This window comes from Flavobacterium sp. TS_SC_5, assembly GCF_056156265.1.
Genome location: NZ_CM149588.1, coordinates 1,064,063 through 1,088,422, shown reverse-complemented (window position 1 = coordinate 1,088,422; position 24,360 = coordinate 1,064,063). Strand labels below are relative to the sequence as shown.

Below are 24,360 nucleotides of genomic sequence, written 5' to 3'. Positions count from 1 at the left end.
TTAATTGCGTTGCATCTCAATATGTGGAATATCGTCTTCCAGATACATTTCACTCGTTTGCACGAAACCATGACTTTCATAGAATTTTTTCAAGTACAATTGGGCTCCAATAGTGATTTTGCTTTCGCCAAAATGATGCGCAATTCCTGCAATTGATTCCCGCATTAAGTCATGCCCCCATTTTCTGTCGCGGTACTTTGCATCAACCGTTACTCGTCCAATGGATGCATTATCAAAACTGATTCCCGGTTTGAATAGTCTGGAATGTGCGACAATTTTACCTTCAAATTCTCCAATAAGATGCAAAGCCACTTTGTCCTTTCCATCAAGATCGAGGTAAACACAGTTTTGTTCCACCACGAAAATCTCGCTTCTTAATCGCAGTAAATCGTATAATTCGTGAACAGAAAGTGCGTCAAACGCCTTTATTTTCCATTGTATTGCCATGCCTTTTGTATGTTTTTATAGAATGCAAATAAAAGAAATTTAAGATTACCTTTTTGCAACAACAACTGATTTCATGATAGCTTCCAGTTCATGCATCAAATCCCGTTTATCTTTTGAAGGCGCGTAACAAAACCCTTCTAATACCAAAACTCGGTTATAATCTTTATCAATGATAGCGTAATTGATAAAAGGTCCGGACATAAAATCATTGTTCAACTGCCAGGTTCCCTTAGTTTCAAAGGTTTCTTTCCCATCCAAATTAATCTTAAAAAGGTACGGTGCATACGCCTCTTCAGTAATCATATTCGTCTCCGGTTCCTTTCCGCTAATGTATAATTTCCCAATGGAATCGCGCATTTTGATGATACCGGAAATTAAATCAACCTCTTTTTTTATTGTGTTTAAGGGAACCTGATAAATTAAAAGGCTGGTATTTCCGCCAATGAGTTCCTTCTTTAGCCACATAAAATTGCTTTTTTGAAGCACATAAGCGTAACCGGACGGAATTTGTAATGAAACATGGAATTTATTTTCAATTACTTTAGGATCTATTAATGACTGCCTGTTTATTCTTTGACTTTCGGCTATTTCAGATTCTTTGATTATTTGAATCATTTGGGGAGCATTTTTTTCGATGCAATCGATAATATCTGTGGCTGTTTTGCCAGAAATATGAAATACATTCTGAGGAGATGCATATTGGTTTTTTCGGATTTCAAACTTGTTTTCTTCCGCTTTTTTGACCACAATAATCGCTCGGGTATCCGTCATAAATCCTTCTAAAAGCTTGACTGGATACTGATTAATATTGAATAAAGGTTCTTCTTGAGGTAAACCTATTACAGGTGATGCAAACTTGTTTCGGATGCTGTCGCCAATATCTCCGTTCCACAACTGATCATCAATAATTACCGAAATAGTGTTGATTTTACCGGTCGTTTTACGAGGCAGATGATCATTTTCTTTTTTACAGGAAAACAACAGCAGAGCAACGAAAAGAAATAAAAAATGGGCTTTATTCATTATAATTCTATTATAAAATAAAACCCAAATTTATAGAAGTTTCTTCTATTATCCGTTAATTTTTAACTTCATTCCGGGTTTAATATCTTCACTGCGAATACCATTCCATTTTTTCAAGTCGGAGATGGTTACACCTGGGTGTTTTTTGGCAATACTAAATAAAGAATCTCCTTTTTTAACGTAATAATCAGCGCTTAATTTTTTAGCTACTGAACTTGCATTTGATTTACTCTTGAAGGAATTAACAGTTGCTTTATCCGTGATAATCGCAATTTCATTTTTGGCAACAATTAATGTTTTTCCAATAGCAATAGTGTTGTCCGGCAGATTATTCCATTGTTTTAAATCAACTACGGAAGCCCCGAATTTACTGGCAATATTCCCTAAATTATCTCCTTTCAAAACTACATATTCAATATCTTTTCGTTCTGGATTTAAAGTCAGCTCTTTCTTAGAATCCAATCCAGTTTTGGCAATTTGTAATGACGTTCCATAGTGTACGGTATCAGTAGAAAGTCCATTCCATTCTTGAATTTCGGCAACCGTCACTTCGTATTTTTCAGCAATACTTCCCAAATTGTCTCCTTTTTGAACCATATAAAGTGTAGCGGAATCCGATGTTAATGGTGCTGAATTAGTATTTATTTTTTCTTCTTTACCGCTTTTTGATTCAGAAGCCAATAAAGACTTGTTTTTTGAGACTATGGCATCAACCTTCGGTTCTTCCTTGATTGATCGAGCAACACTCTGGCTTGTTATAATTTTCAGGCTTTTTCCGTACGCAAGTGTATTACTTTTGAGGTTATTCCATTTTTTTATTTCGGAAATAGAAACATCATATTTATTGGCTACAGCCGTAAGATTGTCTCCTCGTTTTACTTTATAATAGGACGCTTTAGGCTGTATCGTGCGCTGAATCGTATAACTGGAAGTATCCTTTTCTACTATTGCTTTTGTTACTTGAAAGGGTTTTTCGCGTTGGTCTAATTCATATTGTGTATACGCATAAATTTGATCCTCATTAGACGCAAAAACAGCAATTTTCTCTTGAGGTAATCTTAAATAATGATGTTGGTCGTGATAAAACGGAATCACATTCAGTTTGTACGATGGATTCAAAACTTGCAATTGAACTACGGGAACATCCAACAAATCAGATATTTGCTTGAAAGTCATTTGCTTCTTAATCATTATGGTGTCCGTGGCAAAATGTTTGATTGCTGCTCTATTAGGAACAATTCCGTGTTCTTTATGGTATTCATAAATGTACATCGTTGCGAGGAAAGCTGGAACATATCCTTGTGTTTCTTTGGGAAGATTTTTTCTGATGTTCCAATAATTTTGCTGACCGCCGGAACGTCTAATTGCTTTTGAAACATTTCCTGGACCTGAATTATAGGAAGCCAAAACCAAATCCCAGTCACCAAATATTCGATACATATTAGTCATGTATTGGGCTGCCGCTTCACTGGCTTTCAATGGATCGCTGCGTTCATCCACATAAGAATCAATCTTTAACCCATATTGTTTTCCCGTTTGATACATAAATTGCCATAATCCGGTTGCTCCCATTTTAGAAACTGCTCTAGGATTTAAAGCGGATTCCACAACGGCTAAATATTTTATTTCTAAAGGGACATTTTGTTTGGCTAAAGCCTCTTCAAACATGGGAAAATAATATTCTGAAACAGCCATCAATCTTTCAAAAGATTTTTTTCTATTCTTCAAAAATGACTTGATAATGTTTTCTAATCCTTGATTGTATTCAATATTGAAAGGCGATTTGGCATCCATTGCAGCCAATCTTTCCTTAAGAAGTTCCGTTGACAATTCGTACTCAATTTTCTCATCAATATTGACATTCTTAATATCATCTGAAAGAGAGTTGTATAAATCTAAATTGGTCAGTTCCTTCATCCACAAGCTATCTACGCAAGCGGCCAAATCGTCTTTTACGAAGGTTTTCTTGATGGAATCTAAGTAGGATAATTTTGTTTCGAATCTTGAAATCTCTTTATTTTCAAAACTTTCTTGAGAAAACAATTGCGACGATAATAGTAGCAAAAGTGATAATGTGGTATTTTTTATATTCATATTTTTACGATCAAAGACCTATATTACAAATGATTACAAAGCTTGTTTTCACAAACTTAATAGGTTTAAACTAAAAATTTCTTTAAATATTGTTAAAAATGCATTCTTTGATTCATTTGCGAATAATTTTCGTTGTTTTGAAAGGCAAAACCACTTTAAAAAATCAAATTCTGAAATTTCACAAAAAAACCTCAGCAATAAATACTATCGCTAAGGTTTTCTTTTTAATCCTGATTCCGTTTTTTTGATTTTTAATTAGTACCAATAAAACGGTTTATAATGATTTTCCAATACATGTATTAGTCTAAAATAGCTGCAATTCCTGGCAATACTTTTCCTTCCAGCATTTCCAGCATTGCTCCTCCACCTGTAGAAACGTAGCTTACTTTGTCTTCCAATCCAAATTGTTTTACTGCCGCCACTGAATCACCTCCACCTACAAGAGAGAATGCTCCATTTGCAGTAGATTCTGCGATAAAGTTACCCAAAGCAATAGTTCCGTTAGCGAAATTTTCCATTTCAAAAACTCCTAATGGTCCATTCCAAAGGATAGTTTTAGAATCCATAATTACTTTCTTGAAGTTTTCCAATGATTTTGGACCTGCATCCAAACCTTGCCAACCGTCAGGAATTTCTTTTACATCGATAATTTTTGTTTGGGCATCATTTGCGAAAGCGTTTGCCGCCACAACATCAACCGGAATATGAATTTGAACCCCTTTTTCTTTAGCCAAACGCAAAATTTCTAACGCTAGTTCTTGTTTGTCATCTTCGCAAATAGAATCGCCAATTTTACCGCCCAATGCTTTTACAAAAGTAAAAGTCATTCCGCCGCCAATAATCATGTGGTCAACTTTATCCAGAATATTCTCGATAACCGTGATTTTAGAAGATACTTTCGACCCTCCAAGAACTGCAGTTACTGGTTTTTCACTGTTTTTCAAAACTTTGTTCAAGCTTTCAATTTCTTTTGCCAATAGTAATCCAAAACATTTCTCTGTTGGGAAAAACTGTGCAATAATTGTAGTTGACGCATGCGCTCTGTGTGCAGTTCCAAAAGCGTCATTTACGTAAATATCACCAAGTGAGGCCAGTTCTTTTGCAAAAGCAACATCTCCAGATTCTTCTTCGCTATGAAAACGTAAATTTTCCAATAACAAAACTTGCCCAGCCTCCAATTTTTCAGCAGCTGCTTTAGCATCTGGACCAACGCAATCAGAAACAAATTGAACAGGTACACCAAGGACTTCTGAAGTTGTTTTCAATATGTGTTTCAAAGAATATTTTTCTTCCACACCTTTTGGTCTGCCTAAATGCGACATCAAAATCACACTTCCGCCTTGAGCAAGAATCGCGTCAATGGTAGGTTTTGCGGCTTCGATACGAGTTGCATCCGTTACATTGAAATTTTCGTCCAAAGGCACGTTAAAATCAACACGGATTATGGCTTTTTTATTTGCAAAATTGAAATCACTTATCGTTTTCATCAGTCTGTTTTTTAGTTTGTTTTTTTTGAAAGAGTAACAAATATAGAACTTTTAAATTATTAATAAATTAGGGAAAACCATATAAAATCAATTTTAAGCAACGAAATCGTTGTAAATTATAAAAAGCTACATTCGATTTTATAAATATCTTTAATGCACCCAGAGTGTCAAAAAACGCTTCAAAAACTCATTTAAAGGCTTTTTAAGGAATTTAAAATGCAAAACGAAGAGAATAAGTTGCTTTGTACTTCATGTCTTTCATGAGTTGCAAAGTATTCCATTATCTGTTCCCGCAGTCAATTATCATTATGACCTCTCGACTGTGCCCAAGGTCAAAAAAAAAATCATTACAAATTAATGGTATACGGTGTAAAACGGTTTTAAACAAAAAATCCGACACGCTGAAAAAACGTATCGGATATATTGTTTAAAAAAGAAGGTTCCTAGTCGTGAACCGGACTTTGGGTACAAGGACAGTTACTGATTCCCTGAAGAAAATCCAATCCTATCGTAACCACATGTGTTCCTGAATTGTAGGCCGAAAGCTCGTTAAGAGTCACCTGATACGAGTACCCAAAATAGAAATTAGACTTCTTAAAACCAACCATTGGGCCTACATTTAGTGGCTTTCCTATTTGATCATTCAAAAATCGATACGATATTCCACCCCAGTAGTAATCATCATAACGATTATATTTTCGGTACTTAATATTGAAATCGGTACTGGAACGTCTGTCACTTGCAAACAATTGATAGTAAACTGATGGTTCAATCTCTGCTCTATTATTACCGCTGTTTCTAAAAACATATCCGGAATACACCTGATAGTTTCTCAAGAGACTGGGTTCAATACCGCTAAAATTGTCAATGTCTTTATCTAAAATATTACTGGCATTGAAACTCACATAAAAACTTTTGTTTCTGTAGAGTAATCCAACATCAAAGTTATTATTCGAAATAAACCTGTTATTAGTAATTGCAGGATCAAAATCTATAGGATCGAGTGCATTTACATCAATCTTAAAATTATTGATATTGTATGAAATACCAAAAGATAAATATTGTTTAGAATAATAGTCCAGAATGATGTGATGGGCAAATGAAGCCTTGGCACCGGTTTGTCTGGTATTCCCATTTTTATCATTGTAGAGCGATATACCTACTCCAGATTGATCTGCAATCCTGAAATCTGCGTAGACAGACTGGTTGTTCGGAGCGTCTTTGATACCTACCCATTGGGTCAATCCGTTAGCTCTGATTCTAAGGTTATCTCCTATCCCGGCAAATGTGGGTGAAATAACAAAAGGATTGTCCGCTAAGTATTGTGTAAAAACGGGCAAATTTAGCTCTTGACTGTAGCTCGAAGCTACAGTCAAGAGAAAAAATGATACTATAATTTTTTTCATTTTAATAATTTTATTTGAGATAACACAAGCCCTTTCGTTTACCATTATCTGTATAATGTGAAATGTCCAACAAATTCACGTGCATCTTTCACGTCTCTGATTTTAATGACATACCAGTAATCCCCTGAAGGTAATTCAGTACCATTGTATTTACCGTCCCAAAATTGACCTTCTCTGTAAGAACCTAATTTTCTGCCGTATCTGTCAAATATATCGAATACTAAATCCTTATAGTTAATGGTATTGGTAGGTGCCCAAGTATCATTACTACCATCTCCGTTTGGTGTAAACACATTTGGTATTTTGATGTCAATAAACTCAAAATATCGGGTAGCGGTTGCCGTACATCCATTCGCATCAGTAACGGTAACGGTATAATCGCCAGAACTGTAGATAATAAAGTTACTTTGATTTCCTTGAGGCTCTCCGTTTAAGCTGTATTGGTAGTTACCAAAACCGCCCGTTACCGTAGTCACAATCTCATTCAATCCACCATCAGACAGTGCGATGGTAATCGGGTTTATTTGATCTACTTCAAAAATAACTTGTTTGATACATCCATTTGTATGTCTTACATCAACGGTATGTTCTCCTGCGCTCAAGTTATTGAATACATTACTTGTCTGGAACACTACTGAACCATCAAGTGAGTAATCTAAATCTGAAGGCGCATTTCCAGCAGCTACTGTAATGGTTACCGAATTAACTTGAGTGTTGTTTTCACAATCATAATTAACGTTAGCTTGAGGGTTTAATGTTACTGGTTCCCCTAGTAAAATAGAAATATCACTTTCACATCCATTAGCATCACGGATGTAAACAATTTGTTCGTTTCCTGATAAACCGCTGAAATCAAATTGTGTTTGTGTAAGCGTACCCGTTGTGTAGGTTCCGTTTATATCATTCAAGCTTACGCTGTATGGTGCCACTCCTCCAGTAATATTCAAGCTAAAAGCACCATCAGCATCACCTGCACACACTTCTGGAATTTCACTGTTAGGAACAACAGTAGCAAATACAGATCCTGGCTCTTCAATTTCTATACCTGTTACGTATTCAAAACATCCGTTTTCATCTTGAACAATATAATCATAAAAACCTGGTCTTAAGTTTTCAAAAACATTTGATTCAAAGAACTGATTCAAATCTGGTGAAATAGCATACTTGATGATTCCAGTACCTCCAGAAGCAGTAATTGTAATGGTACCATCTCCTTCACCGGCACAGGTAATTGGAGTTACTACATTAGATTGCGTTAGTGGTAACAACGGTTCGGTAATAGCTACAATACTAGAAATTACCGCAGCACAATCTTCACTTATTACACGCACTACATAATTTCCTGCAGGAATATTGGTGAAGTTACCCGGTGTAGTTTGTGTTACCGTAAATGTAACTGGATTACCCACACTGTCTAAAAGTGTATAATTATAGTTACCTAAACCTCCTAGTGCTACCGCGACAATCACTCCTGATGCATCACCAGTACAATTGATTGTTGCATTTTGAATATCAAGATCAAGGGTTAATGTAGGCACCTCATCAATTTTAACATCGTTTGAAATGAAGCTTGTACAACCGTTATTATCCCGAATGTAGTAGCTATATGTTCCTACTGGTACAGAGAAAGTAGCTGTGTTTCCTACCATTGGTATTGCTGTAGCAAAATTAGCAGTAGTACTGTAGTCGTAAGGAGCTGTTCCGCCAGCAGCAGTAAGTGTTATTGTGGCATCAATAGCACATGTTTTGGCTGTAGCCAATGTCAAGGCCGCCGTTACTCGTGTTGGTTCGTTAATTACGATAGCTGCTGAAGTCGTGCTGCAAGTCCAAGAATCAGATACGCGAACTTGGTACGTACCAGCACCTAAATTAGTAAACGTATTGGCAATTTGTGGACCATTAGTAGTTACCACACCGCTTGCATCTGTTCTAATCAAGGTGTATAAATAATCACCAGATCCACCTGTTGGCGCTGTTGTTACCGTGATGCTGGCGTTTGTATCGTTAATACAATCAATAAGTGTAGTACTTGGCACTGCTGTAAATGCAATTGGAATTGGATTGTTTAGCACTACAATTTCAGAATTTACACATCCTCTACTGTCTCTTACGTTAACCGTATAGTTCCCTGCAGTTAAATTAGTGAATTCTGTTTGAGCACCGTAAGCAATAATTTCAGCACCATTTAAAAGTAATTGATACTCGTAATCTCCTGGCCAACCACCGGTTGCTGCAACAGATATAGAACCATCATTATTCCCGGCTAAACACGTAATTTCAGTATGTGTTTCGGTAATATCAAGTGCTGCTGTTGGTGCTACAATAGTAAAGTTTGTCGTTACCGTACAAGATGGCGTATTGATTAAAGTAGCATTGATGCTATATGTTCCTGCTGCTAGGTTCGTAAGTGTAAAAGGTCCTGCAGTAGAAGAAGTACCACCTGGTAATGAATTACCCAATGCATCTTCAAGCGTATACGTAAAGGCGCCTGCGTCATTACCATTAACTGGAGTAGTCGTGATCAATCGATCTACCAGCGTTATAGTAGCAGTTCCATTGTTATCCGTCAAACACGTTACATCGGTTGTAGCATTTACCACTAATTCAAACGTATTTGGATTGTTTACAAAATGCACCATGCGTACTTCACAATCTGTGTCTAAGTTGCGTACGGTAATGTTGTAATCTCCTATTGGTAAATTGGTAAATATACCGTTTGTATTAGTTTGACTTGGATACAAGATTCCTAGTGTTCCAGTAAGTGGATCTCTATCTACTAATATAAATTCTAAATTAGAAGCAGTGCCACCCGTAGTAGCAACACTTACGGTAATATTCTCTAAATTAGTACATGTTATCGCTTGATCTACATTTACAGTCACTGTTTCTAGTTCAATGTAAGGATCAACAACAATAGGTGTGGCACTTGTTCCAAGACAACCGTTGCTGTCAAAAACGTTTACTAGATACGTACCACCCGCTACATCGCCTTCGGTGAAGGTGTTGCTAGGTCCAAATTGCACGCGTGTACCATTGCGTAAAAACTCGTAGTTCAAGTACGTTCCTGAACCTCCTGTTACTCCTGTTACCGTTATCATAGCAAGGTTGCCTATGTTACCCGACGTACAACCAAACTGCGCCACTGCTGGTGCTGGTACTACCATCGGATCTGGCTGAAGAACAACTATTGTAGCTGTGTCTTCACAACCTCTTCCTGATCTTACGGTTATGGTATATCCAGCAGTATCAGAAGCCTCTAATCCAGCAAATAATGGAGAGTCTTGAGCTGGTCGTGCAACCGCTACTCCACCTATAGTTGTTCCTGTTAAGGTATACGTGTATACCGGGTTATCATTTACGCCCGGCGCTGGAGTTGTTAAAGTTGCTCTAATCGTTCCATCACTATCGCCGTTACAGGTTACAGGAGTACTTGCCAAAGCAAAACCAGTAATTAAAGTAGCCGCTTGTAAGTTGACATCTACAAATACTTCACATAAAGTTACCGTGTCACGAACAGTAATCCTATGCGGACCTACTGCCAAATTAGGGAACGAAGGTACTAATGCAAAACCACCAATACCATCAATATTGTACAAAAAGTTTCCTGAACCTCCTGTAGCGCTTACAGCTATTTCTCCGTCATTACCTGCGCATGATACTGGAACGCTAACGACTGGTGTTAAAATTAAAGGATCTACTATAGTAACTACAGTTATTGCTGAAATACAACCGTTAGCATCGCGAACTGTAATATTGTAATTGCCTGGTGCGTTTACGGTAATTATATTTCCTGGTTGGTAGTTGCTACCATCCGCACTGTATTGAAGCGGTCCTGCACTAAAGCCCGAAGCCGTTACGTCTATCTCATACGTTCCTGTTGGACTCGGACACTGTGTTGCCACTGCAGTTGCAATAGTAGGATTCACATCTGTTTGAATCGTTACGGTTTCAAAATCAATACAACCGTTTGCATCCCTAACATATACATCCCATTGCATCGCAGTACCAGAACTGGTATCTACAGTCAATTGATTACTTAATCCATACGCTGTTATTGCTGGAGTACCTCCCACTGGAACCACTGCATATTGATAATCAAGAGTTCCACCAGTAGCCGATACCGTAATAGCAGCGGTATCTACATCACAATTGATGTTAGTTGCTACGTAAGTATAATCAAGAACTTGAGCAACATCAGCAATGACAAAGCTTACATCAACTATACATCCTGTAGTAGTGTCTACCACTTCTAGGGTGTAACTTCCTGGTGCCAATGCGGTAAGGTCTACCTCGTTGCCATTAATTACCGGAACGGCACTACTTGGCGTTAAGATTACGGTGTAACCCGCTGAATTACTGACCGTAATGGTTGCTGTACCATCATTAGCGTTAAAACAAGTTTCGTTTGTGATCGTTGCTACTGTTGCAGCAATGTTTACACGTGGTGCCACAGTGTACAATTCTTGGTACGTACAACCGTTAGCATCTGTTACTTGGAACAAATAATCTTCTGCATCTAAGCCCGTAAATATTCCAGAAGTTACTCCACTTGTATTTCCTATAGCACTAGCAGGAGAAAGTATTTCGTATGTAAACGTACCCACACCGTCTGTAACACTGTTTATGGTTACCGTACTTGTTTGATTTGCAACTGGTGCACAATAAATCAATGAACCAGAAATATCCATATTCGTTGGAGGATCTAAGGCATCCACAGTTGTACTTGCTGTAGCCGAAACGGTACATAAATTAGTATCTCTCACTAATACATTTACTGGTCCTGCGGTATTGGTTACATAAAAGTTATCTGGTGTCCAACCTTGGCCATTAAAGTTGTATTGGTATGAACCATTTCCGCCTGCGCCTTGTGCCGTTACCGTTGCTGCTTGAGTCACATTACCTGTACCACAACTTAATGGTGTGGTTACACTAATAGTAGCTGACACCACAATTGGTTCATCAATAACAATTGCCGCTGCTGCTGCTGATGGACATCCTTTAGCATCTGTAATCACAACCGTGTACGATCCTGCTGGCAATCCACTGTAGTTTCCAGTAGTAGCACCGCTAGTGTTAGCTCCTGTTCCGGTTAACACGAAAGTAAACGGTGCATCGCCTGCTGTTGGGGTTACCGTAATAGTACCGTTACTGTCTCCGTTACACGTAGCATCCGTTTCTACAGTTGTGAACATTGGCGTTACTGGTGTAGTTACTTCAACGCTATTAGTTGTAATAGAACAAATAGGAATAGCACTATCTGTAATTACAAATGAATAGAATCCTGCTGTTGGTGGGTTTGCAGTAAATGTTGTTCCAATAACTGGTGTAATTCCACCCACTGCCGTAACTCCATTAAACATTTGGTAGCTAAATGGTCCAACTCCTCCCGTGATTGTTACATTAATGGTAGCGGGTGTTGGAGTGGCACAGGTCAAATCTTTAATTAATACAGCTCCAACTATTAACTGGTTTACAACCGTATATGTTGTTGTAACCTCGCAACCATTATCATCTCTAATGCCTAAAATATACGTTCCCGGTCCATTAAAGGTAGCTGTAGAAGTTGCTAAAACCGATCCGTCAAGGGTGTATGTTTTATTAATACCATTGTAGGTAGTTGTTATTGTATTTGGACTCAAATCAACTGTTAATGGCGTACCTGTGTAACACTGTGCTGCTGGCGCTACAATAGTTGGAGCGGCATCACTTACAATTGTAACTGTTTCTATACTTACACATCCATTTGCATCACGTACATATACATCCCAATTTAATACCGTTCCGTTTGTGGTATCAACAGTAAGCACTGGGATATTGTTGTACGCTGTTGGCGCAGCGCTACTTGATGGTACCGCCGCATACTCGTACACGCCTGTGCCACCGGTAACTGGTCCTACTGTAATTTGCGAATTGTATTGTGTACAGAACACTTTGCTAGCGGTTGGTGCGAAAGAAATTGGATCCGGCAACGTTATAGTAATATCATCAAAAGCCTCACACAAAGTAGTATTGTCTCTTACCGTAACTGTATACGTTGCTGCGCCAAGACCTGTTAAGGTTATAACATCACCCATATTTGTAATCTGAGCTGCTGGAACACCTGGCGAAGTAGTTACAGTATATCCTAATGAAGTACTAAATCCGGTTACAGTAAAACTAGCCGAACCATTATTAGTCCCTGCATTTGCTGGATTACACGTAATATCGTTTACCAACGCACCCACAATAGCAATTGGAGTTACTGGAACTACGGTGAACAATTCTTGATACGCACAACCATTGTCGTCAGTCACTCGGAAAATGTAATCTCCAGGTGCTAAAAGTGTAAATTCACCAGAAGTTGCTCCAGAAGTATTTACTGTTGCAGTAGCTGGAGAAATTATTTCAAAAGCCGGTGTGCCTAAACCGCCTGTAGCCGTTACTTGTACCGTTGACTCAGTATTTGGGCAAGTTGGTGCAGTAGTTACAGCAAAAGTTAAATCTGTAGGCGGTGTAAATGCTGGGCTAACCACATTTGCTAAAGTAAAAGTACAATTGTTAGCGTCACGCACAACGATTGTTGTGGTGGCAGCTAGTGGACCATTATTTACCGTGAAGGTATTGGCACTCGTGAAAGATAAACCATTAAAACTATACGTATAACCGGTTCCTACTGCTGATGGAGTTCCTCCTGTTGGAGTATCTACAGTAATTACAGTAGTCGTGCTACACGTGGTGTTTGCTGCTGCAGTAGCAGTAGCGTTAAGAGGATCCGGCTCTGTAATTGTTATAGGAGACGTAGCTTGTAAACAATCTCTATCATTACGCACAGTGACCACATAATTGGTTCCTGCCACTAAACCTGTAAAAGTATTATTGGTTGTAAAAGCAGATGTAGTTACTCCGTCAGACAAACTGTATTCATAAGGACCTACGCCCGAAGTTACATCAATAGTAATTGTTCCGTCATTGCCTGCATTACAACTTACGTTTGTCACGATAGGTGTAGCAATAACAGTAGCTGGAATTGGGTCAATTCTAAATGTTGTGGTAGCAGTACATGCGCCATCATTTACTTCGAAGGTATAATTTCCAGCATCTAAACCTGTAAAAATACCACTAGTTGCTCCTGTAATATTTACAACTGGACCAGAAATAATAGTATAGGCATACGTAGCTGTTCCGCCAGTTGCTGTTACGGTTACTGTTGCATTTGGTGTAGGTATGTTACAATCTAAATCTTTAGTCAACTCAGGTGCTAACTGAAGTTGTGGCAATACAACATAATCTACAAAATCCACGCAACCATTGCCGTCTCTAATGTACAATCTATAAGTTCCAGCAGCATTGAACGTAAAAGCAGAACCGTTTTGGTACGCAGCTGTACCTAAACTAGCAATTGGTTCTACTTTATAAGTTGCTGGTAAAATAGTAGCCGAAGCCGAAGCATCTGCAACTAAATCTATTGTAAATGGAGTTCCATCATAACAAATTGGCGCAGGAACTGCAATTGTAGGTGGTGCATCTTGGAATAAATCAACATCATCTACTTGAATACAACCATACGCATCTTTAGCATACACATAATACGTGATTCCTGTTAATGAACCAGGTCTAGTAAACGTATTTCCAGAAACCCAACCTGCATCTGTAATTGATGGCGGTATAATAGAAGTCGTTACTTGATAGCTGTAACCTGCTGTTCCTCCTTGAGCTTGTGCAGTGATGATACCATCATCTGTACAATTGCTATTTTTAATGATGGTACCTAAAACAGTTAAATCAACAGCAGATTCTGAAATTGTGAATGTTGCAGAAGCATTTGTACAACCATTATTAGCTCCAGAGCTTACTTCTCTAAATAAAATATAATATGTGCCAGTACCTAATAAACCAAGGCCATTAACTGGGGTGGTTACCGTCCCAACTAATCCATTTACAGTACCTATCGCAATTGATGTTACCGGCAGATTCGTCTGTGAGTTAAAAACCTGATAAGTTACATCAGTAGCTACAGGATAAGTATTAGTAAATGTAAAATCTACCGTGCCATCTGCAGCACCTCTACAAGTTATATTGTTTGGTGAAACAGTACTTGTTAAAGTAGATGCCGTTAAAGTTGCTGACTCAGCTTGCTTAAAATAGTAACAATTGGTGGCAGTATCATAAACAATAAATGAATAAACAACACCTGGATTTAAACCTGGAAATGTTGATTGCAAAGGAAATCCTGCATCTGCACTTTGATATGAACCCATATTTGATAGATAATCATATGGTGGTGTTGAACCTGATATAATAGGGAACTGTGCAAAATAATAAGGACCACCTGCTATAAGAGGATTAACACTTACCACAATAGTTGAACTGGTACAAGAAGCTGGACTAGTATTAACATCAATTACTAAATCAGTTGGAGGTGAGGCCATTGAAATAGTTTGAGTTGTACTACAACCATTTGCATCTACAAAACTTAATTGATAGATACCAAAGTTAACAATGTCAAAAGTATAAACACCTCCCACAATTGTAGGCGGGTTAACTGTTGCGCCAACATTATTAGTTATTACGTAATTGTAAGGAGAAGGTCCTGCAATTGGAGTACCGCCAGTAGGAGTAGCAATTATTGAACCTAGCGTTGTACCAGCTCCACTACAAATAATCTCATTTTTCGTAAAAGTATACGCTAGAATAACTGGCTCCATAATAGTATATGATTCAGTATCCGTACAGCCTTTCGCGTCTCTAATTGTAATAGTATAAGGTCCTGCCGAAAGTCCTGTAAACGTATTTGAACTTTGGAAATTAGTGCCATCAATACTAAACTCAAATGGTCCTAAACCAAGTGAAGAGTTAAAATCAGCTCTTATTGCACCTGTATCATCACCATTACAATTGATAAATGCGGTTTGTGTGATACTTGTAATATCAGGTAAAATTGCTGTTGTTACAGGAATAGCCGCTGTAGTTGTATATGTACAACCTGTAGTAGTATCAGTAACTGTAAAAGTATAATTACTAGGTGTGTTTGTTGTAAACACATTGCCCGCGAATGATCCTGTAGCAGGACTTGCAGTATAAGTAAACGGACCTACTCCACCTGTTGGTGTCACAGTGATTCTTGCAGGCTCGTCACCTACAACACAAGTAATGTCTTTGTTTAAAACAGCATTTAGTGTTAATTGTGGAGCCACTGTAATAATTGGTGCGGTTGCAATACAACCGTTTCCGTCAATCATGGTAACGGTATAAGTACCTGCTGTAGTTACAATAAAATCAGTAGTTGTTTGGTAAGAAGCACCATTGTTAATACTGTAACGTATTGGGCTAACAATTCCTGCTAGTGGCATAGTAGTATTAGCTGCTGTAATAGTATATCCTCCCGGAGTTCCTAAACATCCTGAACCTGCAGCCGTAACAGTTGGTATTGGATCTGAAGTTACAGAAACTTGTATCATATCAGGACATCCATTTGCATCGAGTACGTATACATCCCAAAGTGGCGTTGCTGGATTTAAGTTTCTAACAGCACTTGAGGTATAATCTGTTGCAGCAGGTGCGTTACCCGCTGGCACAAATGCATACGAATAAGGTGTTGTTCCTCCTGCAGCGGTAACTGTTACTCTTGATGTAGGTATATCACAATTTGCATTTATGCTTGAAACAAGCGAGATATCTAATGCTGCTGGTTGCGAAATTGTAACAGAAGTACTTGAAGTACTTGAAGTACAACCAGTAACTTCATCTGTGAAAACTACAGCATAGGTTCCTGCGGCTCTGTTGGTCAAATCGAAAGTGCTTAAAGTTTGTCCGGTCGCTGTGGCAAAACCATTTATAGTGTAGCTGTACGTTCCTGTTCCAAAACCACTTACGCTATAACGAATAGAACCTGTTGTGTTTCCGTTACAATCAACATCAGTTAATTTAGTAGCCGTAGCTACTATTGGCGTTACTGGAGCTACAAAATGAGACTCGGTATCGTAACATCCGTTGGCATCCGTTACTCTAAACACATAATTTCCAGAAGTTAAGCCTGTAAATATTCCGGTGTTAGCTCCTGTTGTGTTTATAACTGGACCAGACACAATCGTGTAGCTTAAAGTACCTACTCCAGTACCCGCATTTATAGGAACAGTTACTGTACTTGTGGTTGATGTTACTGGCTCACAAAGAATTCGTGTACTCGTGATGGTTCCTATCACCGGATTGTTTAAACGTAATAGAGTTCCACCACCATTAACGGTACATCCTCTTGCGTCACGTACTTCATATGTGTAAGGTACATCTGCCGTAGTGTTGTTTATGGTTAAAACGTTAGTATTTGTAAAAGCACCACCGTTAAAGCTGTAGGTATATGGAGCAGTTCCAGTTCCTGAAGTTACATTTATAATTACCGTTCCTGCTACTGGAGCATTAGAAGGGCTACACTCAAATTGTACTACATCAGCTGTTGCTGCCAAAGCATTTGCTGGTTCTGTGATAGTAACGTTTATAAAGATATCACATTGTTTAGAATCACGTACATAAAAAGGATAGGTTCCCGCCGCTAGGTTTGAAAAAGTAGGATTTGATGTAAATCCTGTAGTAGCGTTGTTACTGTAAAGATATCCTCCTGAACCTCCCGAACCAATTAAAGTAACTGATCCGTCTGATCCACCATTACAACTTACATTAACTTGAGTAGCTATCCCTAAACTTGGATCTGAAATCACATCAACTGTTGCGGTTGCAGTAGTTGTACAACCATTAGCAGCAGTAATTACAATTGTATAAGTACCTGCTACTGTTGGACTGTATGTAAATGTTGGTCCTGTAATTCCACTGTCCGAAGCAACTGTATTACCACTACTATCTGTAATCACATAACTATAATTGGCTTGTCCTCCATTTATAGTTGTAGTAATGATAGCATCTGGATTAGTTGGGTCACAATCTAATGGTTTAGTAACTGCTGCATTAGCTGTTAATTGCTGTGCCACTGTTACTGCTGTCCCTGTTGAAAAACAACCGTTTCTATCTCTAACAAACACGGTATATGATCCTGGTACTACATTAAAGGTAGTAGCTGTTTGAAAAGCTCCTGTAATTCCAGAAATTCCATACGTATAAGGTCCTAAAGGTCCCGTTACTGGGTTTACTGTAATTGTAAATCCGCTTCCTGTTGCTAAACATTGATTTGGTACGGTTACTACTGGAGGTGCTGGTGCAGGATCTGCTGCTATGGTTACTGATGTGCTGGTTGTACATCCATTAGCATCACGCACGTAGACATCCCATGTTAAAACGGTTCCATTATTCGTATCTACTGTTACCACATTGCTGCTAGCATAAGGAGATGTTGGCACTGTAGAAAGACTTGGAGCAAAAGCATAACTATAACCCGTTGTTCCTCCTGATGCCGATACCGTTATTTGAGCATTATCGTTGTTGCAATTAAAGTTGGTTTGACTCGTAATAGACATTATAAGTGGATCAGTAGGCTGGTTGATGGTGATGGTTCCATCAGCCTCACAACCCGTTGCGTTATCTCTCACTTGTACGATATACGTACCCGCTGCTGCATTGCTTAGCGTTAGTACATTTCCTGATTGTGTTAAGGTTGCTGTACTAAACGATGTTGGTGTATATGTAAAAGCACCTACTGTAGCATTTCCAGAAACGGTAAACGTTCCTGAACCTGTAGCGCCGCCTCGGCACAATACATCGCTGGTTTTATTAGGCGCAACGGCTACAGGCGTAACTGCGGCAATATTGTGTGATTCGGTGTAGTAACAACCATTGGCATCAGTTACTCTAAAGGTGTAATTTCCTGCTAATAAATTAGGGAAAGTAGCCGTTGCTCCCGATGTTGTGGCTGGTGTAAAAAACGTTGAATTAGTTCCTGAATTTGTTCCTGTAATCAAGAACGTTAAGGCTCCTACTCCATTAGTAGCTTGAACAGTAACCGTTGTAGTCGTATTATCACAAGTAATAGCAGCATTACCAAAAGTTAAATCGGTTGGTGAATTTAATTGCTGTAACGGGATCGTTTGAAGTGGTGACAAACAACCGTTTGAGTCTCTAACTTGATAATCTACAGCTGTTGTTCCGTTATTTACCGTTAGTTCATTATTACTAGTAAAACTTCCACCGTTAAAACTGTATAAATATGTTCCTGTACCGCCAGTAGGTGGTTCAATAGTAACAATTGCCGATTGAGGTTCGTTTGCATTATTACAAGTAAAAGATGTTGCAGTAGCTGTCACTACAATAGGATCTGGATTGATAATCGTTACTTGCGTTACAACTGATGGACAGCCTTTACTGTCAATGACATTCACGTTGTAAAGACCTGCCGGTAAATTTGTAAATTGATTTGTTGGTTGTGTTCTGGTAGGTATAGGTCCACTCAATACATACGTATAGGTAGTAGTAAATCCTCCTGAAGGGGTTACGGTAATGGTACCATTATTCAAACCATTACAACTAATATCTGTTTTTGCAGTAATTTGTGATGGTGTAGTTCTAGGCGTTACTATAATAGGGTTACTGCTAGCGGTACAGCCACGGCTGTCTGTCACTGTGAATACATAACTACCCGCTTGCGTAGTAGTAAATGGGAATGAAGTCACTGCAGTAGGAGTTTCTGAATTGTAAGAAACACTATATGTATATGGCGCGCCGTATCCGTTTGTAATAACTGGATTACCAATAGAGGCAACAACCAAACACGTTAAATCATTGATCAAAGAAACATTGAAACCTAATTGTGGGGCAATAACAATATTAGAAATAGTCGATGTACAATTGTTGCTATCCCTTACTACAATAGTGTGCGTTCCTGGCGTAACATTAGCAAAAGAAAAAGTGGTAGCTGCTGAACTTTCACTTGTATTTGTGTCTAATTGATAGGTAAATGGCCCTGTTCCTCCTGCTATATTGACTACTAGAGTCGCTGGATTAGCAGTAGTATAGCAATAATCTGTTGTAGTATCTAAAACTGCAGTTAAAGCTGGAGGTGCTATTACGGATATTGCGGTTCCAGTAGGATTAGAACAATTATTTGCATCTCTTACAAATACCGTGTAATTTCCTGCTGGTACATTGGTAAAATCTCGATTATTATTAAAAGCAGTTATTGGAGTAGTCCCGTTCGCCGCACGCAATTCATATTGATAGGCTGGAGTTCCTCCTCCGCCGGTTGCACGTATGGTAGCGCCTGTTGTACAAGTTGCCGGAGTAAGTAGTACTGCTGCTGCTGTTACCGGTGTAGGCGCAGTAATGTTTACTGTAAAAGGTTTAGCACAAGCTACTACTGTAGATCCTACTGGACGAACCACAACACTATAAGTTGTATTACCTGCTAAACTGTTTACAAATACTGGAGAAGTAAATTGGGCTGTACTCCATGTACCACCGTTATTTAATGAATATTCAAAACCTGTTGTTGCATTAAAATTTTGTGCTGCAATAGTTATTTGACCATCCGTAAGTCCTGCACAAGATACATTGCGTTGCCCTGTAATTTGAGACGCAAATGCTTGTCCTGTTGGCACTTCAATATTTATGGTTCTTGAGGTAAGGCAGGCAACTGGCAATTGGTATACTCTAACATCATCTATCGCTACATCATTTCCACTAGTAGCTCTTTTATTCGAACGGATTATAAATCGTAAGCTGGTATTAGGACCTGGATTTAAAGTTACCGCTGTTTTTGGATAAACCTCCCAAATTTGGGTTTTAGGTATATCACCAGTAGCAAAAAATGAGATTTCAGTTCCGCTTGCATCAACCAAAGCTACTCTTAAATCAGCATTTACTTGTGTATTTCCTGTTCGAAGTAAATTCATCGCATACAACTCAAAATTGATAGGCTGGTTAGGGATAATATCATTGATAACTTGTTGGTATAAAATGTCACTTGTAGCTATTTGATCCCCAATGTTTACCACTAAGCTTCTTCCTCTTGGTGTAGGTGGTGTCGTAGGAGGTGTGTGATCACCCGGTTGAACCCATGCTCCGTAAGGTGATACAATACTAGCTGTAACGGAATAATCACCATCCTGAATTTGAATGTTTCCTTTGCATTGCGTAGCAGCTACTTGTCTTTCAAAACAATAAAATGCAGTATTAATTCCTGGCGATGTGGTATCCTGTCCATATCCAAAATTTTCTAACAATAAATTACTAAACGTAGTTACAGAGTTTAATCTATATTCTACCCTTATGCTATGTGGTCCCGGAGTAACGTTTAAGAACACATTACTTGGAGTATTGGTGTTCCTTACATTATCAATAAAATAATCATAAGTATAATTGATATTGCCCGGATTATTTACCGTTACCGTACTAGTAGCGGTTCCGTCACAATTAAAATCAACAGGTGTTGCAATATTAAAATTTGGCGATGCTGGAGCGGGATCTACTGTTACTGGAGCCTGAAAAATACAATTGTTGCGGTCTCTTACATACAATATATAACTACCTGGTAATTTTAAAGCATTATTTACAGTAGTCCAAGTAGCTTGGTTGTCAAAACTAAATTCATAAGGAGCTACACCACCTTGCGGGTTAGTGATACGTACTCTACCTTCGCCTGCTGGTCCGCAACCTGCTAACTCAGATACTCCCGCAGATGCGGTTACGGCTGCTGCCGGTTGGGTAATGGTAATAGGTCTCATGGGTTCCAGACACTCTACCCCATCTAGCGTATATTTTAAAATAGTATTATAGGTACCAGCAGCTAGATTTGACATTACCCCCGACGTTCCATAAGTCAATCCATTATCAATACTGTAGGTTACGGTATATCCATTGGCATTGGTCATATTAAAATTAATAACGCCTGTGCTCACATTGTAGCAATTTACATTGGTACCAACCGTGTTGTATACCGGTCTAGGAACGCTTGCTACATTTATAGAGGTTGTAGCTCTACAGCCATTAAAATCAATAACTAATATTTCATATAATCCTGCTGTAGGTGTGTTTATAATATTTGAAAACTGAGGTGATGTCGCCCCGTTTACATAATAAGCATAAGGAGAAGTTCCACCTACTGGCGTAACGGTTATCTCACCGGTTTCACAAGTAAGTGCTTTGGTAGGATTAACTGTTGCTGTTAATATAGCAGGCTCTCTTATATCTATAGAACCTGTTCCCAAACAACCATCATCTGTTCTAACTTCATAAGTATAAGTACCTGCTGTTAAATTAGGGAAATCAAAATCACTTGGTGCTATAGGACCTACTGAATTAATTACAGTTCCATTTCTTCTTAACGTATAAAAATATTGTGCGCGTACGTCATTTGCAGCTAACCGAATGGTTCCACGATCTCCATTACACAACGGTTGCGTCACAAACTCACTTACTGTAAAATTACGTCTTATGATATCTATTCCAGGTACCGAAAACAAACATGGATTAGAAACCACTCCTTGTTGCCTGATATAAACCGTATAAGTTCCTGGAGTAGAAATTGGAAATACATTACTGGTTTGAAATGGACCTGCTGCATTTAAACTAAATTCATAGCCAGTTGCAGGAACACCACCCACCGTAATTTGTCCTGTTGTAGTACAATAGATATCTCTTGAAACTGCCGTTGGATCTAATAAGTTTTTAAAAACATTAAAATAGAAAATATTGAAACAACCTCCAGCATAATTAAAAACAACCCTAAATTGTCCAGAGGTATCAGCTGTATAGTTTGGCCCTGTACCTACCGTTGTCCAAGAACAACTTACATTTTCATTGGCACAATCATCTGTACCAATGGCAGGACAAGTGGCTTCATTCAAACGTTGCCACACAATTGATATAGCATCAGTAACTCCTGTAGTGATTAAACGACTGGCATTGGCCCCGCACAAAAATATTTTAGGTAGAAGTCTACCGTTATTAGGGCAGGTTACTGTTTGTGTAGCAAAAGGAATCACAGGATTAGTAACTGCTGAACCTGCAGGAGAAACCGTAACCACTTGACGTATGGTTCTACACGGAGCAGTAGCAAAATTAGTTACATAATACGTTCCAGTTTGTGTTACCGTGATGGATTGCGTAGTTCCTATTACTGGAGTTCCAGTTGGGCTGGTTGACCACGAATAAGCGTTGTATCCATTGGCCGCAGTCAGCACTACACTGGCCCCACAAAGTTGATAATCTCTAGTGTAGATACAATTTTCAGTTCCAACTAAAAAGTTGGTAGGCGCTGGAGTTCCTAAAAAACAAGCTCCAAAATTAGCCAAACTCTCTTGCTCATTTACCGCTATATTACTGATATCTCCAACATAACTTGCAAAAGCTTGATTTTGAATAGCATTTGAACACGCATCACTTAAGTCGTTACATTCCGGTACAACTTTAACTTTGAAACGAATTACATATCTAGGGTCATTTTGCTCTACTAATCTATTAGGTACAGTAAATACAATAGTTCTTGTAGCTGCATTGTACAAATAAGTAATACCTGATCCATTAGGCACTACTATATCATTAGGATCAAAATTGATGTTGATAGGTAGGATATCCGTTATGGTAAAATTTTCCGCATTGTCGTTCCCAATATTTTGAAAACCGATAGCATAAAACAAATCCTGCCCTAAAGTAACATTACCATTTCCAATATTGTTAGTTAAAGTTGCGTCACCAAAAACTTGCTTGGTCAAAACAATGTTTGGCGCAATAATATCTAAAGCAATGGCATTAAAGTAATAAAAGTACACATCTTGATTACTCCTGAGCCCAATGGTTGCACTAGTATCATTATTATTGATTACTGCGTTTCCATTATTATTCACTTGTAAAATACCCGCATCATACCCGAGTGTATTGGAACTGTTGGGGGTTCTATTAAGATAATTTTCAGTGGTCCCTGTTACAGGGTCAATAAAAGTCACCGAACTGTTAAAAAAATTGTTATTAGCACGAATAGTAGTACCTGCATTATTCACAGCAGTTAAAACAGATCCGTTTATGGATAAATTATCGCCATTTATACTTCTGTCTCCTTCCAAAGCAGAAAAAGCAAATTTAACACGTACAGGTCCCGTTGGGATCGTTCTAAAACCAGTAACTGGAATGTCTAAGTTTACAGTAGAACTTATGGCACTAAAACCATCATAGGAAGTGATGGATTTTGCAGGCAATTTGGGATCTTCGTATACAATATAAAGCGACCATCCGGCAGATAGTCCCGTACCACCATTTGAACCTATCGCAGAAGAAACGTTTGCCAGTGTATAAGTTCCTTCTGGATTTGGATTTCCAGCACCAGTAACTAAACTCGTTACATCAGCCACACAGGCATAAGGCAAACTGCTTCCTATAGCTGTAGTTGAATTATGAATGACGGTTCCTACCACATCATTGTAGCCCCCAGATGGCATTCTAAATCTCACATTAGTCACCGGAGTTGTACCTCTTGTTACGGCACCCCAATACAAAGCAGCATAAACAATTCTATAACATGGAGCCGAAGTTGCAACCGGATTAGGAACAACCAAATTAGCACTACTAGAATTAAAAATACCTGGAGTAGCACCGTTATCAATATTGATGTACTCCATACTAAATGATGAATTTAAACCACCATCATTATAAGCATTATTAGGTCTTCTATTATTTCCATCATTTCGATTTAAAATACTATTCCCTATCAGTAACATATCTCCCTTTATGTCTTGATCAAAACGACGTGTAAAGGGCACAACGTTTTGCGCAACTGACCAAAAACTTTGAATGAGCATAAAAGTAAGTAGGATTACTTTTAAAAAAGTAGTTTTTTTCATGGTAAGAATTTATTTGGGTATCTGCCTGACTTCATTCCAAAAACGGAAATTTCTTCGGAGCAAATTATATGATATTTAAAAAATTTATATTGCTATTTAATTAAACGTAACACTCCTTCATTCCCTTTCTAATTAGAAATTGCGGAATCATCT

At 38.4% G+C, this 24,360-nt stretch carries 6 protein-coding genes; all 6 read right to left on the bottom strand.

Going from position 1 to position 24,360, the window contains the following annotated elements; translation table 11 throughout:
* On the bottom strand, positions 1 to 447 hold the full coding sequence (locus AC0J6S_RS04835) for a GNAT family N-acetyltransferase (protein WP_474955684.1): 447 nt from the start codon (positions 445 to 447) through the stop codon (positions 1 to 3).
* A gap of 45 nt (positions 448 to 492) precedes the next feature.
* On the bottom strand, positions 493 to 1,470 hold the full coding sequence (locus AC0J6S_RS04830; protein WP_474955683.1) for a DUF4837 family protein: 978 nt from the start codon (positions 1,468 to 1,470) through the stop codon (positions 493 to 495).
* Between the two features lie 48 nt (positions 1,471 to 1,518).
* Complete coding sequence (locus tag AC0J6S_RS04825; RefSeq protein WP_474955682.1) at positions 1,519 to 3,564, bottom strand: LysM peptidoglycan-binding domain-containing protein; 2,046 nt, start codon at positions 3,562 to 3,564, stop codon at positions 1,519 to 1,521.
* A gap of 299 nt (positions 3,565 to 3,863) precedes the next feature.
* Positions 3,864 to 5,051, bottom strand: a complete 1,188-nt coding sequence (locus tag AC0J6S_RS04820) for a phosphoglycerate kinase (RefSeq protein WP_474955681.1) — start codon at positions 5,049 to 5,051, stop codon at positions 3,864 to 3,866.
* A gap of 443 nt (positions 5,052 to 5,494) precedes the next feature.
* Entirely contained in the window at positions 5,495 to 6,457 is a 963-nt protein-coding gene (locus tag AC0J6S_RS04815; protein WP_474955680.1) for a PorP/SprF family type IX secretion system membrane protein, read from the bottom strand.
* Between the two features lie 44 nt (positions 6,458 to 6,501).
* Positions 6,502 to 24,207, bottom strand: a complete 17,706-nt coding sequence (locus AC0J6S_RS04810) for a T9SS type B sorting domain-containing protein (protein WP_474955679.1) — start codon at positions 24,205 to 24,207, stop codon at positions 6,502 to 6,504.
* Between the last annotated feature and the right edge of the window lie 153 nt (positions 24,208 to 24,360).